This window comes from Paenibacillus sp. D9 (genome assembly GCF_001188365.1).
Classification (GTDB): Bacteria; Bacillota; Bacilli; order Paenibacillales; family Paenibacillaceae; genus Paenibacillus_O; species Paenibacillus_O humicus.
Map to the genome: position 1 here is coordinate 1212470 of NZ_JZEJ01000001.1, position 17069 is coordinate 1229538.

The 17069-nt window shown below is 57.4% G+C and carries 15 protein-coding genes; all 15 read right to left on the reverse strand.

Translation table 11 applies throughout. The features are described 5' to 3' along the window. Window positions 1–35: 35 nt before the first annotated feature. Window positions 36–1133: a transcription termination factor NusA gene (nusA, locus tag VE23_RS05635; RefSeq protein WP_048747551.1), complete on the reverse strand. Its 1098-nt coding sequence runs from the start codon at window positions 1131–1133 to the stop codon at window positions 36–38. A 27-nt stretch (window positions 1134–1160) separates the two neighbouring features. After that, window positions 1161–1622, reverse strand: coding sequence for a ribosome maturation factor RimP (gene rimP / locus VE23_RS05640; protein WP_048747549.1), 462 nt, complete (start codon window positions 1620–1622; stop codon window positions 1161–1163). 186 nt (window positions 1623–1808) lie between these two features. Beyond that, window positions 1809–6110 (reverse strand): PolC-type DNA polymerase III, encoded by a 4302-nt coding sequence (locus VE23_RS05645; RefSeq protein ID WP_049867532.1) that lies wholly within the window; start codon window positions 6108–6110, stop codon window positions 1809–1811. 365 nt (window positions 6111–6475) lie between these two features. After that, window positions 6476–7924 (reverse strand): proline--tRNA ligase, encoded by a 1449-nt coding sequence (gene proS / locus VE23_RS05650; RefSeq protein ID WP_021879646.1) that lies wholly within the window; start codon window positions 7922–7924, stop codon window positions 6476–6478. A gap of 12 nt (window positions 7925–7936) precedes the next feature. Further along, entirely contained in the window at window positions 7937–9211 is a 1275-nt protein-coding gene (gene rseP / locus VE23_RS05655; RefSeq protein ID WP_048747544.1) for an RIP metalloprotease RseP, read from the reverse strand. A gap of 302 nt (window positions 9212–9513) precedes the next feature. After that, window positions 9514–10656: a 1-deoxy-D-xylulose-5-phosphate reductoisomerase gene (locus tag VE23_RS05660; RefSeq protein WP_049867533.1), complete on the reverse strand. Its 1143-nt coding sequence runs from the start codon at window positions 10654–10656 to the stop codon at window positions 9514–9516. Window positions 10657–10693: 37 nt separating this feature from the next. Beyond that, window positions 10694–11488, reverse strand: a complete 795-nt coding sequence (locus VE23_RS05665) for a phosphatidate cytidylyltransferase (protein ID WP_021879649.1) — start codon at window positions 11486–11488, stop codon at window positions 10694–10696. Window positions 11489–11517: 29 nt separating this feature from the next. Then, window positions 11518–12282: an isoprenyl transferase gene (locus VE23_RS05670; RefSeq protein WP_049867534.1), complete on the reverse strand. Its 765-nt coding sequence runs from the start codon at window positions 12280–12282 to the stop codon at window positions 11518–11520. A 118-nt stretch (window positions 12283–12400) separates the two neighbouring features. After that, complete coding sequence (gene frr / locus VE23_RS05675; RefSeq protein WP_048747542.1) at window positions 12401–12955, reverse strand: ribosome recycling factor; 555 nt, start codon at window positions 12953–12955, stop codon at window positions 12401–12403. A 1-nt stretch (window position 12956) separates the two neighbouring features. After that, the gene (pyrH, locus tag VE23_RS05680; RefSeq protein ID WP_048747540.1) at window positions 12957–13685 is read right to left on the reverse strand and encodes a UMP kinase; all 729 of its coding nucleotides are present in this window, start codon (window positions 13683–13685) and stop codon (window positions 12957–12959) included. A 146-nt stretch (window positions 13686–13831) separates the two neighbouring features. Next, complete coding sequence (gene tsf, locus VE23_RS05685; RefSeq protein ID WP_048747537.1) at window positions 13832–14482, reverse strand: translation elongation factor Ts; 651 nt, start codon at window positions 14480–14482, stop codon at window positions 13832–13834. A gap of 142 nt (window positions 14483–14624) precedes the next feature. After that, window positions 14625–15323, reverse strand: a complete 699-nt coding sequence (gene rpsB / locus VE23_RS05690; protein ID WP_048747535.1) for a 30S ribosomal protein S2 — start codon at window positions 15321–15323, stop codon at window positions 14625–14627. A 191-nt stretch (window positions 15324–15514) separates the two neighbouring features. After that, complete coding sequence (locus VE23_RS05695) at window positions 15515–16180, reverse strand: hypothetical protein (RefSeq protein ID WP_049867535.1); 666 nt, start codon at window positions 16178–16180, stop codon at window positions 15515–15517. Beyond that, window positions 16170–16709, reverse strand: a complete 540-nt coding sequence (locus tag VE23_RS05700) for a hypothetical protein (protein WP_048747531.1) — start codon at window positions 16707–16709, stop codon at window positions 16170–16172. Before VE23_RS05700 ends, VE23_RS05695 begins: the two co-directional genes overlap by 11 nt. Window positions 16710–16742: 33 nt before the next feature. Further along, window positions 16743–17060 (reverse strand): hypothetical protein, encoded by a 318-nt coding sequence (locus VE23_RS05705; RefSeq protein WP_049867536.1) that lies wholly within the window; start codon window positions 17058–17060, stop codon window positions 16743–16745. Window positions 17061–17069: the final 9 nt, after the last annotated feature.

Below are 17069 nucleotides of genomic sequence, written 5' to 3' on the forward strand. Positions count from 1 at the left end.
GCTTCAAGCGAATCCAGACGTCGATCGGCTGGAACTCAGTCGATCGTTATGGAGTCCTGGTGCATCGCGGCGCCCTGTGTCCGTTCACGGCCGTATTCCTGCTCCGCCTGCGTCTCGCTCTTGATATCGATCTTCCAGCCGGTCAGCTTGGCGGCAAGGCGGGCGTTCTGGCCCTTGATGCCGATCGCCAGCGACAGCTGGTAATCCGGCACGATGACCCGAGCCATTTTCTCCTGCTCGAAGACGATGACTTCCAGCACCTTGGAAGGGCTGAGAGCATTCGCTACGTATTCCTCGACGCTGTCGGACCAGCGGACGATATCGATCTTCTCGCCCTTCAGCTCCGTCACGATCGTCTGCACGCGCATGCCCTTCTGGCCTACGCAGGAGCCGACGGGATCCACTTCCGCGTTGCGGGAATGGACGGCGATCTTGGAGCGGAAGCCCGCTTCCCTCGCTACCGAACGGATCTCGACGACGCCGTCGTAGATTTCCGGAACCTCAAGCTCGAACAGCCGCTTCAGCAGCCCGGGATGGGTGCGGGAGAGGATGATCTGCGGCCCTTTGGTCGTATTCTCCACCTTGGTGATAAACGACTTCACGCGGTCGCCATGCCTGAATTTGTCCGTCGGCATCAGCTCGGTCAGCGGCAGCACCGCTTCGACTTTGCCGAGATCGATGAACAAATGGCGGGTATCCTGGCGCTGGACGATGCCGTTGACGATATCCTCTTCCTTGTCGATGTACGCATTATAAATGAGGCCGCGCTCCGCTTCGCGGATCCGCTGCGTAACGACCTGCTTGGCCGTCTGGGCGGCGATCCGTCCAAAGTCGCGAGGCGTGACTTCGATTTCGGCGACATCGTCGAGCTGGTAATGAGGATTGATCTCCCGTGATGCCTCTACCGATATCTCGAGGCGCGGATCAAGCACTTCCTCCACCACGTTCTTGCGCGCGTACACCTTGATGACGCCGGTATGGCGGTTGATGTCCACACGCACGTTCTGAGCGGTGTTGAAGTTGCGCTTGTAGCTGGAGATGAGAGCGGCCTCGATCGCTTCAAGGAGAATATCCTTGGCGATCCCCTTCTCTCTCTCTATCTCGTTTAAGGCTTCAATAAAATCCATGCTCATTGGAACCACGGATCCCCCTTTCAATGATTAGAAAACGATAGCCAGCCTGGCGCTGGCCACCTTCGCATATGGAATGGCATGACTCTTGCGCCCGGTGCTGACGACGACGGTCTCCCCGTCGAACGAGACCAGCGGTCCTTCGAACTCCTTGAGTCCGTCGATCGGCTCGTACGTCGTGACGAATACCTGCTTGCCGACCGCCTTGCTTACATCTTCCGGCTTCTTCAGCGGGCGCTCGGCGCCCGGCGACGAAACTTCCAGGAAGTAAGCGTCCGACACCGGATCGTTCTGATCCAGCTGCTCGCTCAGAAACTCGCTGATGCGTCCGCATTCGTCGATGTCAATACCGCCTTCTTTATCAACAAATACGCGAAGGAACCAATTGCTGCCTTCCTTCACGTATTCGATGTCCACAAGCTCGAATCCGTTGTCGCTGAGAAATGGGCCGACCATCTCTTCCACGACGGCTTTGATTCTGGATGTGCTCAAATCCAATTGACCTCCCGATCAGTCCGAAAAAGTAGTGGACAAAACGTGAAGAGTGGGTTTCCCCACTCTTCAGAAGTACCTCTATCCTCATGATTACCAAAAAAATTATATCATAACCCGTGTACACTGACAAGATTTGTTTTCCCTAGCAGACTTTCCATAGACGGCTGCAAACCCTTGCGGGGCTTAGAAAAGCGAGAGCTGGTTGGACTCCGGCAGACCGCGGAAGCAGCCCATTCCGGTCAACACTTCGATAATCGTCTTGGTCGCCTTCGACCGCTGCTGGAAATCCTCGATCGAGAGAAACTCGCTGCCGTCCCTCGATGCTCCGATGTTGCGCGCCGCGTTTTCGCCGATGCCGGCGATCGCCGCGAACGGGGGAATCAGGCTGTCCCCTTCGATCGTCCACTTCGTCGCATCCGAGCGGTACAGATCGATCGGCTTGAACGAGAAGCCTCGTGCAGTCATCTCCAGAGCCATTTCCAGCATGGAGACGGAAGCCTTCTCCTTCGGAGTCGCCGCGAAGCCCTTCTGCTCGATTTCCACCAGCCTTTTCAGAATCGGCTCGTAGCCTTGGCACAGCAGCTCCAGATCGAAGTCTTCCGCCCGGACCGTAAAGTAGGTGGCATAGAATTCGATCGGATGATAGAGCTTGAAAAAGGCCGTGCGCACAGCGGAAATGACATAGGCCGCGGCATGCGCTTTCGGGAACATGTACTCGATGCGGAGGCAGGAATCGATATACCACTGCGGCACCTTGCAGCGCTTCATTTCCTCGATCCATTCCGGCGTCAGCCCTCTGCCTTTCCGGACGCTCTCGGTGATCTTGAAGGCAAGGCCCGCATCCATGCCCGCCTTGTAGATCAGATAGAGCATGATCTCGTCGCGGCAGCCGATGACGGTCTTGATCGAGCAGGTTCCGTTCTTGATCAGCTCCTGGGCATTGCCCAGCCATACCCCCGTGCCGTGCGACAAGCCGGAAATCTGAAGCAGATCGGCAAATGAAGTCGGCTGCGTCTCTTCGAGCATCTGCCGGACGAACTTGGTTCCCATCTCCGGAACGCCATAGGTGGCGACGCTGGAGCGGATCTTCTCCGGAGCTACTCCAAGCGCCGTCGTGGAGTTGAACATGCTCATCACCTTGGGATCGTTCATCGGAATCGTCGTGGGATCGACGCCCGTCAAATCCTGAAGCATCCGCATCATCGTCGGATCGTCATGGCCGAGAATATCAAGCTTGAGCAGGTTCATTTCGAAGGCGTGATAATCGAAATGGGTCGTTTTCCATTCGGCTCCCGTATCGTCGGCAGGATACTGGACCGGCGTGATGTCCTCGACGTCGATGTAGTCCGGCACGACGACAATGCCGCCCGGATGCTGTCCGGTGCTCCGCTTGACGCCGGTGCAGCCCGACGCCAGCCGGCTGAGCTCCGCTCCGCGCCATTTCCGGCCTTTTTCCTCTTCGTATTTCTTCGCGAAGCCGTATGCCGTCTTTTCGGCCACCGTTCCGATCGTCCCGGCGCGGAACACGCATTTCTCGCCGAAGATCTCCTTCGTAAAATTATGCGCGATCGGCTGGTACTCGCCGGAGAAGTTGAGATCGATATCGGGAACCTTGTCGCCCTTGAAGCCGAGGAACGTCTCGAACGGAATGTCCTGGCCTTCGCCTTTCATTTTGTTGCCGCAATGCGGGCAGTCCTTGTCCGCCAGGTTGAAGCCGGAGGATACGCTGCCGTCCAGAATCCATTCGCTGTGCCGGCAGTCTGCATTCAGGCACAGATAATGCGGAGGAAGCGGGTTGACCTCGGATATGCCGAGGAACGTCGCGACGACGGAAGAGCCTACCGAGCCCCGCGATCCGACCAGATAGCCGTCTGCATTGGACTTCTTCACGAGACGCTCGGAGATGAGATAGTTGGCCGAGAAGCCGAACTTGATGATCGGCACGAGCTCCTTCTCCAGACGGTCGATGACGACCTGCGGCAGCTCTTCTCCGTACATGCTGCGGGCAGTGGAGTAACAGGTATCCCTGATCTCCTCGTCCGCCCCTTCCATGATCGGCGTGAACAGCTTGTCCGGAAACATCTCGAACGGCTCGAACCTTCCTGCCAGCTCCACCGTGTTCGTAACGACGACCTGATAGGCGAGTTCTTCGCCGAGGAAGCGGAATTCCTGCAGCATCTCGTCGGTCGTCCGCAGATGGGCATCGGGCAGACGCTGGCTCTTCAGCGGGCTGAAGCCCGTAATGCCCATGATCGTGATGTCGCGGTACATTTTGTCGCGGGGGTTCAAATAATGAACGTTGCCCGTGGCAATGACGGGTTTGCCGAGCTTCTCGCCGATCCGGCAAACCTTGCGCATCGCGTCCTCGATCTCGGCACGGCTGCCGACAAGCCCTTTGTCCACCAGATGCATGTAGAAGTCGACGGGCTGAATTTCCAGCACATCGTAGAAGTCGGCGACGTCCTCCGCCTCCTCCACCGTCTTGTTCAGGACGGCTTCGAAAAACTCGCCCTTCTCGCAGCCGGAAATGATGAGCAGCCCGTCCCTCATGTCCTTGAGCTTGCTCTTCGGAATGCAGGCGACGCGCTTGAAATGCTCGGTATGCGAAAGCGAAATGAGCTTGAACAGATTTTTTTTGCCCGCCGCATTGAGAGCGTAGATCATGCAGTGGAACGGACGGCTGTTGGACAGGTCCATGCCTACATAATCGTTGAGCTGATGGAGTCCGGTCACGCTGCGCTGGGCGGCGTCCCCGATCAGGCCGTACAGCACGCCGGCCAGCGCAACGGAGTCGTCCACCGCGCGGTGATGGCTCTCGAGTCCGACCTTGTATTTGTCGGACAGCGTGTTGAGCCGATGGTTCTTCATGGCCGGATGCAGGAAGCGGGCCAGCTCCAGCGTGTCGAGAACCGGGTTTTTCAGCTCCGGAATGCCGATCATCTTGCATGACGCTTGAATGAAGCCCATATCGAAACGCGCGTTATGGGCGACAAGCACGCAGTCCCCGACGAAATCAACGAATTCGCGAAGCTTGGGCTCCAGCTCGGGCGCTCCCCGCACCATATCGTCCGTAATGTTGGTCAGCTGCTCGATATGGTATGGAATGCGCTCATGTGGATTGATGAAGGTGGCGAAGCGGCCGATCTCCTGCCCATTTTTGTATTTGACCCCGGCAAGCTCGATGATCTTGCAGTTGGTGATGGAGAGGCCGGTGGTCTCGATGTCGAAAACGACATATTCAGCATCCTTCAGCGATTCCTGACGCGGATTCAATACCATCGGAACGGCGTCGTTCACGACGTTGGCCTCTACGCCGAACAGCACCTTGATGCCGTTTTTCTTTCCGTGCTTGAACGCTTCGGGATAACATTGCACGTTGCCGTGATCGGTGACCGCAATCGCTTCATGTCCCCATTTCGCCGCCGTCTTGATGTACGTATCCACCGAGGTGACGGCGTCCATCGTACTCATCGTCGTGTGGAGATGGAACTCGACCCGCTTCACTTCGGCGGTATCGGTGCGGTCCTTGGGCGCAACGACCTCATGCAGATCGTTAGGCATCATGACGAGCTCGGGCTCCTGCATGAAGCGGTCATACTCCACGCGGCCCCTGGCCTTGATCCATTTGCCGTTCGACAGCTTGGAGAGCACCTTCACGTCTTCCTTGGTCTTCGCGAACATCTTCATCGCGATGGAATCGGTAAAGTCCGTCACGTTGAACGTGAACAGGGTGCTGCCGTTGCGAAGCTCCTTGACCTCAAGGCCAAATACCGTGCCCTGTACGGCAATTTTCTTCTCTTCCTCCACAATGTTCATCATCGGCACGGCTTCCTCGCGGATATCGTAGCCGACAGCCAGACGGACTTCGCCTTCCTCCGGCTCCGGCACCTCGCTCGCCACGCTTGTCATGATCTGCATGACCGCGTCGTTGTTCTCCTGCACGACGCGCTGGGCGAATTCTTCATACAGCTCGCGGGCCGCTTCTCCTGCCGTCAGCTTCACGCGCAGCGTGCGAGAGAAGCGCTCTTCATAGAAGCGGACGATCGCCTCGTCCAGCTTCTTGCGCTTTGCCAGCTCCAGCCCTGCCTTGTCCATGAGCTGCAGCAGCAGCACGCCGTTCTCGGCCGAAGCAAGTCCTTTGGCGAGCCAGCCGTTGACCGAAGCCATTTCCTGCTGCGCCCATTCCACGAACAGAGGCCAATACTCCAAGCCTAGGCTGTCGCTTGGAATATGGTCCTCATACGTGAAGCAGAACGATACTTCGGCGATATGCCGGAACTTCTCCCGGACCGTCTTGCAAAAAATACTATAGTAATCGCGCTGGACGAGCGAGCTCACGCGGATGCAGAACGTCCACTCGCGGTTGCTTTCGCTTACCAGCACCTTCTCGATGATCGCGTCCTGGAAATGGGTTCCGATCAGCTCCGGCGGAAGCTCGGCCTGCTTCGTCAGCAGCTCGAAGCGTTGTCTTTTGTCGGCGCTCATGTAGTCCCTCCTGGAAATGCAGCTTTGAACCGTCAATGGAATCTATTATACCGTCGAATAAAGGGGAAGAACATAGAAACATGGCGATTGCCCAGAAGAACGTGAGAACCGCCTTCCGGCGGATAGCCCTTCCGATCGCTGTTGATGCCGGATTTCTTGAATGAATATGTACTCTAGTATAAATCCGGCATCAAAGGCGAACACTTCGTTTCTGCAGGGCTATTCCGCTCGCTAGGCTCCAACGTTCTTTAAGCAGCCTAGTTTCTCAGAGATGAGAAAAAATAGAGGGACAAGAAAGAGAGAAAAAAACAAAGCCCCATGCCGGGGCTTTGTTGAATGCTGCGGAAAACGAGGCCGCAAAAAGATTAGTAGGCTCTGGCGAAGACGACCGTATGCTCGGCCTTCTCGCCGCAGACGAGGCAAGTCGCCTTGCGCTCGGCCGGCTCGAACGGAATGTTCCGGCTCGTCGCGCTGGTCTCTTCCTTGACCTGCTTCTCGCAGGCGGCCGAACCGCACCAGCCTGCCGTGACGAAGCCGCGCTTCTGGTCGAGCAGCGCCTTCATTTCATCCAGCGTGTCGACCGCATGCGTGTTCTCTTCGCGGAAGCTTTTCGCCTTCTCGAACATGTCGCGGTGGATTTCCTCCAGCATGGACTGGATTTCGTCCGTCAGATCGCTCTGGTTCACGACGCGCTTCTCGCCGCTCACGCGGGAGACGAGCACGCAGACGCCGTTCTCCATGTCGCGAGGTCCAAGCTCGAGACGAATCGGCACGCCGCGCATTTCGTACTCGTTGAATTTCCAGCCCGGGCTCATGTCGGAGCGGTCGTCCACTCTTACGCGGACACCGGCTTTCTTGAGCTCGCCGTACAGCTCGTCCACTCTCGCAATGACGGCATCGCGCGTTTTGGGAGGACCGATGGGGATCATGATGACCTGGGTCGGGGCTACCTTCGGCGGCAGCACGAGCCCGCGGTCGTCGCCATGCACCATGATCAGCGATCCGATCAAGCGGGTGCTGACGCCCCACGAAGTCGTATGCGCGAACTGCAGCTGGTTGTCGCGGTCCAGAAACTTGATGTCAAAGGCGACGGCAAACTTGTTGCCGAGGTAGTGGGAAGTGCCTGCCTGCACGGCACGGCCGTCCTTCATCATCGCTTCGATGGAATACGTGTCGACCGCGCCGGCGAATCGCTCGCTTGGCGTCTTCTCGCCGCTGATGACCGGAATCGCGAGGTAGTCCTCGACGAACGAACGGTACGTTTCCAGCATGCGCATCGTCTCCTCGCGCGCTTCACCCTCGTTCTCATGCGCCGTATGCCCTTCCTGCCAGAGGAATTCACTCGTGCGGAGGAACGGCAGCGTGCGCTTCTCCCAGCGGACAACGTTCGCCCACTGGTTGATGAGCACCGGCAGATCGCGGTAGGAATGGATCCACTTGCTGTACATATGTCCGATCATCGTCTCCGAGGTCGGGCGGATCGCCAGCCTCTCCTCGAGAATCTCGCCTCCGGCTTCGGTAACCCAAGGAAGCTCCGGATTGAAGCCCTCGACATGCTCCTTTTCCTTCTGGAAGAAGCTCTCGGGAATGAACAGCGGGAAGTAGGCGTTGCGGTGTCCGGTCTCCTTGAAGCGGCGATCCAGCTCATCCTTGATATGTTCCCAGATCTCATAACCGTCGGGGCGGAATACGATGCATCCGCGCACAGGCGAGTAGTCCATCAGCTCCGCTTTTTTGATGACGTCTATATACCAGCGGGAAAAGTCTTCCCCCTGAGGTGTGATTTCCGATACGAATTGCTTATCCTTCGACATAAAGGCTCCCCTCTACCCTCGTACTAAACGTAAAATATCGTTGTAAGTCACGGCAAGCATGAGCAGCATGAGCATCATGAAGCCGATGACATGGACCATGCTCTCCCTCGCGGGATCGACCGGACGTCCCCGCAGTCCCTCCAGCCCGATGAAGACGAGCCGGCTGCCGTCCAGCGCCGGAATCGGAAGCAGGTTGAAGATGCCGAGATAGAGACTGAGCACGGCCGCCCAATTCGTCAGCGACGGAAGGCCTTGCCGGGCGATCTGTCCGGTAACCTCAGCCGTCCGTACAGGACCTCCAAGATCGTCGAGCTTGAAGTTGCCCGTGATGAGCTGGCCGAAGCTTTTGAAAATCTGCACCGTCACTTCCTTCATCGTGACGGCCGATTGCGTGACCGTCTCTCCGAGCGTCGCGGAACGCATCGGATATCCGGCCGTGATTCCGACCTTGCCGGCCTTGCTCTCCTTGTCGGGCACCGGGGTCAGCGTGAGCGAGAGAGGCTCTCCGCTGCGGATGATGTTCAACTCAAGAGGCTTGTTGGCCGACTTGCCGATGATCTCGATCATCTTGGCATAATCGGTTCCGACGTCGATGCCTCCCACCGTATCGATGACATCGCCCTTCTGCAAGCCCGCCTTCTCGGCCGGCATGCCTGTCACGACGCTGTTGATCAGCAGATGCTTGGGATTGTCTTGCACGACGCCTGCCATCTGGATGTAGACAGCGAACAGGACAAACGCCAGGATGAAGTTCATGAAAGGACCGGCTGCGATGGCCAGAGCCCTCTGTCCGACCGTCTTGCTGCCGAACTGCCGGTCGATGGGGGCAATCTGGGTTTCCCTGCTCTTCGCGATCATAAGCGCCTGCGGATGGACGTCGTAACGTTCCGCTTCGCCTTCCACATGCAGCTGAATGAACAAGTTGCGCTCAAGGTCGATCTGTTCCACTTCGCCTCGGATGACTCCGCTGCGCTCATCCAGCCGATCGAGATATATCCGCGTCACGCGTCCATCCTTCACACGGACCGCGACGGTCTGCCCGGGCTGGACTTCCGAGATTTCGGGATCTTCGCCTGCCATGCGGACGAATCCGCCGGCGGGGACTAGACGGAGCGTATAACGGGTTTCCCCGCGCTTGATGGAAAACAGCTTGGGTCCGAATCCGATCGCGAACTCACGGACCAGAATGCCTGCGCGCTTGGCAAAAAAATAATGTCCCCATTCGTGGATGGTGACAATGACGAAAAACACGAGAACGGTCATGAAAATGACCTGAATTGTACCCATAGTTGTCAGTGCCTCCAGTCGGTTAACGGCCTGTACCTAGATTATCATTATTCTCCCGGCAGACACAAGAGAACCGCCCTCGCCGCCAAACCACCGCCCTCCCGATTCGGACCTACTCAGCCGACCGAAAAAACAGCTCCCGGAGACCTCGTCAGCGACGAAAAAACAGCTCCGGCGGAAAATGCCGGGCTGAAGCTTCTGCAAGAAGACCCCGAACCGGACAGATGAGGCCTGTCTCCCCAGCGGTACAGTTCTGATGCGGCCGCGGGAGAATAAACGAATATAGGAGCAATGGAGGGATTCTAAACCGCTGAAGACGCTTCGCGCCGAGCCCAGGCATCGGCCTCGGCGATCTCTTCCAACCCAGGGAAAGCAATGACGCCATGCCTTGCAAGGACGTTCTCGAGAATGCTCTCGATATGGAGGAATTCGATCTCGCCTTTCAGGAAACGGTCGACCGCCACCTCGTTGGCCGCATTGAACACCGTCGTTGCCGTGCCGCCCGCTCGTCCGCAGTCAAACGCCATGCGCAGGCAGCGGAAGCGGTCGTAGTCCATCTCCCGAAAGGTGAGGCTGCCGGCCTGCACCAGATCCAGCCTCTTCGACGGGCTCGGCAGACGCGCCGGATAGGAGAGGGCATACTGGATCGGCACCCTCATGTCCGGTATGCCAAGCTGCGCGATCATGCTATGATCCTTGAACTCGACATACGAGTGGATGATGCTCTCCGGATGGATCAGCACGGAAATGTCGTCGTAGGACAGGTCGAACAGCCAGCGGGCTTCGATGACTTCAAGGCCTTTGTTGACCATCGTAGCGGAATCGATCGTAATCTTGGCGCCCATCGACCAGTTGGGATGGTTCAGGGCTTCCGCCACCGTCACTCCGCCGAGCTGCTCCCGCGTACGGTCCCGGAACGAGCCGCCGGATGCGGTCAGCGTGATGCCGAGAACATCCTCCCGCCGCTCTCCGTTCAAGCATTGGAACAAGGCCGAATGCTCGCTGTCGACGGGAAGGATGCTCACTCCGCGCCGCTTTGCGGCATCCATGACCAAATGCCCGGCCGTAACGAGCGTTTCCTTGTTGGCCAGCGCGATCGTACGTCCCGCTTCAATGGCCGCAAGCGTCGCCGGGAGGCCGCGGCTTCCCATAATGGCCGTCACGACGATATCGGAGCTGCCTCCGCCCGCCATTTCAACCAAGCCCTCTTCGCCAAACAGCACCTCTACGCTTGGAGGCAGAGCTTCCCTGGCATAGCGCACTCCTTCCTCCGTGGCGAGACAGACCCGCTTGGGCTTGAATTTAAATGCCTGCTCGACAAGCAGCCGGGCATTGGAACCGGCCGCAAGGCCCTCCAGCTCGTATTCATCCGGATGGGTTTCAATCACATCGAGCGTCTGGGTGCCGATCGAGCCGGTCGATCCGAGAAGCGTCACTTTTTTCACCGAACCATCTCTTTCTACTTATGTAATGGCGCCGCTGTCAGACGGGAACGAGGCCCGTAAGCACAAGAAGCGGGAACACGATAATCCAGCTGTCGCAGCGGTCGAGCACCCCGCCGTGGCCCGGCAGCAGGCGCCCGCTGTCCTTCACGCCGCGAAGACGCTTGTATGCCGACTGGATCAGGTCTCCGAACTGCCCGGCTACTGCCGCCACCAGGCCGATCGAGACCGCATGGCCGAGACCGATCCATTCCGGAGCGGCGAAGTGGAACACCGCTGCGACGGCGATGGAGGCCAGTACGCCGCCAAGCGACCCTTCGATCGTTTTGTTGGGGCTGATTGCCGGCCACAGCTTCGTCCTTCCGATCGCTTTGCCGATGAAGTAGGCTCCGATATCGGAAGCCCATATGCAGCCGAAACAGAGGAAGGACAAGAAAAGGCCGTGTTCATGGAACGCCCGGACTTGAAGCATGGAACCGAAACCATAACCGACATAGAGAGCTCCGAGCAGCAGCAAGGCGGCTCCGTCAAGCGTCGTCTCGTTCTTGCTCACGACGGTCACCGCGAGCAGCAGGAACATCAGAATCCATACGGCATACCCGTCCATCGGCATGTCGAGTCCCATCTTCTCCCAAGGAAGCAGAAAAAAAAGCATCCCGGCATAGCCGACCAGCCCGGCCGGGTGCAGGGGACGAAATCCGTTCAAGCGAACATATTCGTAAAAGCCGATGAGGGCAAGAAGCAGCAGCAGCACGTTATAACTTTGGCCCCCAACGACCAGCAGAAGCAGGAACAAGGCTCCCGCCAAAGCTCCGGTAACGATGCGTTGTTTCATGGGTAAGGTCCTCTTTCAAAAGCGGATCGTTAAATGCCGCCGAATCGCCTTGCTCGCCGCTGATATTCCGCAATGGCTTCCTGGAACAATTCTTCCGTGAACGCCGGCCAATAAACATCGGTGAACCACAGTTCGCTGTAAGCCATCTGCCAGAGCATGAAGTTGCTTAGACGAAGCTCTCCGCTCGTTCGGATGAGCAGGTCAGGATCCGGCAAGCCGCTGCTGAGAAGGCGCTTCGCCATCATCTCTTCCGTGATGTCTCCCGGCTCCAGACCGCCGTTTCTCACATCCTCCGCCAACGATTTGACCGCATCCAGCATTTCGGAGCGGCTTCCGTAATTCAAGGCAAAGTTGAGAACCAATCCGGTATTGGCTTTTGTTTTTTCAATCGCTTCGTCGAGCGCCGCCAAAGTGAAGTCCGGCAAATTGCCCCGGTAGCCCATCATTCGGACCTGAACATTGTTCTCGATGAGCTCTTCAAGCTCAAGCGCAAGAAACTCCTGCGGAAGCCGCATCAAAAAATCGACCTCTGTCTTGGGCCTCTTCCAGTTCTCGGTCGAAAAAGCATACAAGGTCAAATATTTGACTCCGGCCCGGTCGGCGGCCATCGTCACCTTCTTGACCGCTTTCATGCCCGAGTGATGGCCGGCAATCCGCGGCAATCCCCGGTTTTGGGCCCATCTTCCGTTGCCGTCCATTATGATGGCCACATGTTCCGGAATATTGTCCAGGCTCGTGGGGTCCGCCACCTGCGGAGATGCCTTGCCGCGCTTCGACCATAACCGCTCAATCATCCTGATTCCTCCCCGCCGGCAATGACTTTAGGCTGGCAGGCTCCTCGTAGGAGCCATGATGCAGGCAAACCCCACCTGTCGGAGGGGCTTGGATCTGATCTGTGCCGGCATTCCCGGCCTAAACTTCCATGATGTCTTTTTCTTTAACCGCAAGCACCTTGTCGACTTCAGCGACGAACTTGTCCGTCGTTTTCTGAATATCTTCCTGATGGCGCTTGGACTCGTCTTCGGAAATTTCCGTTTTTTCCAGCTTCTTGATCGCATCGTTGGCATCGCGGCGGATGTTGCGGATGGCGATTTTCGCTTCCTCGCCGAATTTTTTCGTCATTTTGACGAGCTCTGAGCGACGCTCTTCGGTCAGCATCGGCACGACGATCCGAATCGAAGACCCGTCGTTGGACGGAGTCATGCCGATATCCGATTTCATGATCGCTCTCTCGATATCGCTGAGCGACGATTTGTCCCAAGGCTGAATGAACAGCGTGCGGGAATCCGGCGTATTGATGTTCGCCAATTGGTTGAGGGGAGTTAATGCCCCGTAATACTCGACTTGAATGCGGTCCAGCAGAGCCGGGTTCGCACGGCCGGCACGAAGCGTGCCGAGATCTCGTTTCAAGGCTCCGATGGCCTTTTCCATTCTTTCGGATGCGTCTGCTTTGATTCCTTGCGGCATCTTATTGTGCACTTCCTTTCACGATCGTTCCGATTTTCTCTCCCAGGATGACCCGCTTAATATTGCCTGGAATCGTTATGGCGAATACGACGAGCGGAATATTGTTGTCCATGCAGAGCGAAGTGGATGTAGAATCCATGACGCCAAGATTGCGGTTGAGCACATCGAGGTAAGACAGCTGATCGAACTTCTCTGCGGTTTCGTCCTTGAACGGATCGGCGGAATAAACCCCGTCCACTTTGTTCTTGGCCATCAGAATGACCTCGGCTTCGATTTCAGCCGCGCGGAGCGCAGCCGTCGTATCCGTAGAGAAGAACGGATTGCCGGTTCCGGCCGCGAAGATGACGACGCGCCCCTTCTCGAGATGGCGGATCGCGCGGCGGCGGATATACGGCTCTGCGATTTGCTGCATGGCGATCGAGGTCTGGACACGGGTCGGTACATCGATGGATTCAAGCGCATCCTGCAGAGCCAGCGAATTCATCACTGTAGCCAGCATGCCCATGTAATCCGCTGTCGCGCGGTCGATTCCTTTGGCGGTGCCTGCGATACCGCGCCAGATATTCCCTCCTCCGACTACGATAGCCACTTCGACGCCAAGCTCCACGACTTCCTTGATTTGCTGCGCGATGGACGAAATGATCTCTGCCTCGATGCCATAGCCAGCCTGCCCCGATAGCGATTCACCGCTGACCTTCAGGACGATCCGTTTGTAGACGGGATTCTCCAACGTCAATACCCCCATGTAATACCCAGATTTGCTTTCCTTCAGCCTTGTCCGCGGACAAAGCAAGAGGCGGGGCGGACGCCCCGCCCCGCCTGCTGCGTTCGGTTGATCAAAGCGTTCCGTGCGGACACGGAACGCCTGGAGACGACTTACAGTTTGGCTTGCGCCATGACTTCTTCAACGAAGTTGTCGACTTTTTTCTCCAGACCTTCGCCGAGCTCGAAACGAGCGAAGCGGCGGATGGAGATGTTCTCGCCGATCGTGCTGATTTTTTCGTTCAGCAGCGTTGTGATCGTCTTGTCCGGATCTTTAATGAAAGCTTGCTCCATGAGGCAGAACTCCTCATAGTATTTGCTCAGGCGGCCTTCAACCATTTTCTCGACGATATGGGCAGGCTTGCCTTCGTTGAGGGCTTGGGCTTTAAGGATTTCGCGCTCTTTTTCCAGTTCAGCCGGATCGACTTCTTCACGGCGAACATATTTGGCGCCTACAGCTGCGATTTGCATCGCGATGTCCCTGCAGAATTCGCGGAATTGATCCGTTTTGGCAACAAAGTCCGTCTCGCAGTTGATTTCAACGAGAACGCCGATACGGCCGCCGGCGTGGATGTAGGATTCAACGACGCCTTCCGTAGCTACGCGGCCGGCTTTGTTGGCAGCGGCTGCGAGGCCTTTTTCACGAAGCAGCTCGGCTGCTTTCGTCAGATCGCCGTTTGCTTCTTCCAATGCTTTTTTGCAATCGAGCATTCCTGCACCCGTTTTTTCACGGAGTTCTTTGACTGCGCTTGCGTTGACCGCCATGATTTATTCCTCCTGATTGCCTTTGTCAGGCGTTATGTTCGTGTATACTCTCAAAAAAAGGGCGGCGAGGAGGCTTTCACCTTCTAACCACCCTTTGTTGTCTTCATCCTGATAACCTGCTCAGAACAGCTTAAGCCGTTCCTTACGCGGTTGTTTGCTCGCCTTGGTTGGCTTCTACGATCGCATCAGCCATTTTGCCCGTAAGCAGCTTGACAGCGCGGATAGCGTCGTCGTTGCCCGGAATGACATAGTCGATCTCGTCCGGATCGCAGTTGGTGTCTACGATGCCGACGATTGGAATGCCCAGCTTGCGGGCTTCAGCCACGGCGATGCGTTCTTTGCGCGGATCGATGATGAACAGCGCGCTAGGCAGCTTGCGCATGCCTTTGATGCCGCCGAGGAACTTTTGAAGACGGTCTTTTTCTTTGCGAAGAATGATGACTTCTTTTTTAGGCAGGACTTCGAACGTGCCGTCCTCTTCCCATTTCTCCAGTTGACGGAGACGGTCGATCCGTTTTTGGATCGTGGAGAAGTTGGTCAGCGTGCCGCCGAGCCAGCGTTGGTTGATGTAGTAGTTGCCGCAACGCTCTGCTTCTTCCTTCACAGAGTCCTGGGCTTGTTTCTTGGTACCTACGAACAGAATCGTACCGCCGTCTTCAGCCACGGAGCGGACGAAGTTATAAGCCTCTTCCACTTTCTTGACTGTTTTTTGCAGGTCGATAATGTAGATTCCGTTACGTTCCGTGAAGATATAGCGATCCATTTTAGGGTTCCAGCGGCGAGTTTGGTGACCGAAGTGCACACCAGCCTCGAGCAGCTGTTTCATGGAGATCACTGCCATCCTCAACACCTCCTGATTGGTTTTTATTTGTGTCCTCCGCCGATGTCATCTTCCGGCAAGACTCCCCATAGGGAAGCACCCTTGTCAAAATTAACCGGCGTGTGTTTTTAACACCGTCAATTACTATAGCATACTGCCTGCCCTCTTGCAACCTTCCATGCTTGCTTTTGCAGGCGGGCCGTCATGGCCTGCTAGCCGCCGGAGCCGATTCTCTTTTTCGCCTCGTCAGGGTCCATAGGCTGGCCCGTCACGATTTTTTTCACGGCGGCGAGATCCTGCGATCCCTTGAACGAAAAATAGCCGGCCCGGACCGTGCCCGGTGAGCCGCCCTTCTGCATGTAGGCTACGAAATCTTCGCCTTGTTCGACGACTCCGCTGCTTTCCAGCAGCTTTCCGACCGAGGTCAAATCCGAATTCGGCGGAATTCTCACGATGACCGCTTTCCCGTTCGCGCCGCTTTTCGCTGCCTTCGTTGACGAGGAGTCCTGCTTGGCGGGAGAAGGTTTAGCCGCCGGACTCGGAGACGGGCCTGGGCTCGAAGAAGCGCCGGCAGTACCCGATGCAGGCTTGGACGGGGACGCGGCCGGCTGATTGCCGCTTTCCGGAGAAGCGCCTTCGGGGCCGCTCTCTGTTTCCCGTTCCCGCAGAGCTTTCTCGACGGCGGCTTTTACGAGCAGATCGGCATCCTCTTGCGTATAAACCGCGCGCTCCTCGCCGCTGCCCGAATCCGATGCGCCGGATTCGACGCCCGCCCAAGTCGCCGACTGCGCTTGGCCGGCATTCATCAATTGAAGCAAAAGAGCCCCGGCCATCATGCCGACGCCCAGTCCGATCCAAAACGACCTCTTACCTCGCATTTACCGATTCCTCCTGCCTTGCAAGCTGCTGGATAAGCAGCACCTCTCCTTTATGGATGCCGAGCTCCTTGGCGATCTGGTCCACGGATCTCCCCTGCTGCTCCAAGTCGAACAGCTGCTTGAAGCGAGCCCGGATGGATTCCGGCGCTTGCAGAGGCCGGCCTGCTTCCTCCCCTTGCATAGGCGCAGCTCCGGCAGCCTCCTCCTGTCGTGCCGCCTGAGCGGAGCCGGCGCCGGCTGAGATCGCTTCCTGAAGCAGCCTGCACTGCTTCTCCAGCTCCTCGATGCGCTGCTCCCTCAGCCTCGCCTCGGCCTGTTCCTGCTCTCTGGAGGACTTGACCAGCTCGCCGAGGCTCCGATTGCTTTCTTCCATATTTTCCATGAACTGCTCCAGCGCGTTCTCCATCTGCTCAAGCCCGCTGTCGCGGGATACGCTCTCCGCTGAAGGCTTCTTTCCTCGGCGGGGCGCCGCAAACGCCCATACGAGGACGACCGCCCCCAGCAAAACGATATACTGCCATGGCTGCATCTACGATCTGTCCTCCTTGCTGCCGGGCTTCAGCTACAAGCTGAAGTCCACATGCTTTCCCTTGAACGGATGGACCCCTTCTGCCTGCGCTCCATCCTCTTTGCCGCCAGCCGGATTCCTTGCCGCCTTGTCACGGCCGGCTCTGTTCCCGGAGCTGTCCTTGCCCGTGCGCAGATTTCCCTTCGTTTCCACTTCTGTCGGACTGCTGCGGTTCTTTTCGCTCCGCTTGGCCGTGTCCTGCTCCTGAGAGCGGGCCTCTGCGGTAAGACGGCTCTGGTAATAGCCTTGCTGGGTTCCTGCCTCATGAACTTTCGGAACGGAAACCTGCAGGTCGACCGGTCGATACGTCATCAGCGCCGC

Coding starts and splice junctions, on each gene's coding strand:
- VE23_RS05695 (WP_049867535.1), bottom strand. CDS start 16,180: ATGCGAGGTAAGAGGTCGTTTTGGATCGGACTGGGCGTCGGCATGATG.
- nusA (WP_048747551.1), bottom strand. CDS start 1,133: ATGAGCATGGATTTTATTGAAGCCTTAAACGAGATAGAGAGAGAGAAG.
- VE23_RS05665 (WP_021879649.1), bottom strand. CDS start 11,488: ATGAAACAACGCATCGTTACCGGAGCTTTGGCGGGAGCCTTGTTCCTG.
- proS (WP_021879646.1), bottom strand. CDS start 7,924: ATGTCGAAGGATAAGCAATTCGTATCGGAAATCACACCTCAGGGGGAA.
- VE23_RS05700 (WP_048747531.1), bottom strand. CDS start 16,709: ATGCAGCCATGGCAGTATATCGTTTTGCTGGGGGCGGTCGTCCTCGTA.
- VE23_RS05705 (WP_049867536.1), bottom strand. CDS start 17,060: ATGACGTATCGACCGGTCGACCTGCAGGTTTCCGTTCCGAAAGTTCAT.
- VE23_RS05645 (WP_049867532.1), bottom strand. CDS start 6,110: ATGAGCGCCGACAAAAGACAACGCTTCGAGCTGCTGACGAAGCAGGCC.
- rpsB (WP_048747535.1), bottom strand. CDS start 15,323: ATGGCAGTGATCTCCATGAAACAGCTGCTCGAGGCTGGTGTGCACTTC.
- tsf (WP_048747537.1), bottom strand. CDS start 14,482: ATGGCGGTCAACGCAAGCGCAGTCAAAGAACTCCGTGAAAAAACGGGT.
- rseP (WP_048747544.1), bottom strand. CDS start 9,211: ATGGGTACAATTCAGGTCATTTTCATGACCGTTCTCGTGTTTTTCGTC.
- VE23_RS05670 (WP_049867534.1), bottom strand. CDS start 12,282: ATGATTGAGCGGTTATGGTCGAAGCGCGGCAAGGCATCTCCGCAGGTG.
- frr (WP_048747542.1), bottom strand. CDS start 12,955: ATGCCGCAAGGAATCAAAGCAGACGCATCCGAAAGAATGGAAAAGGCC.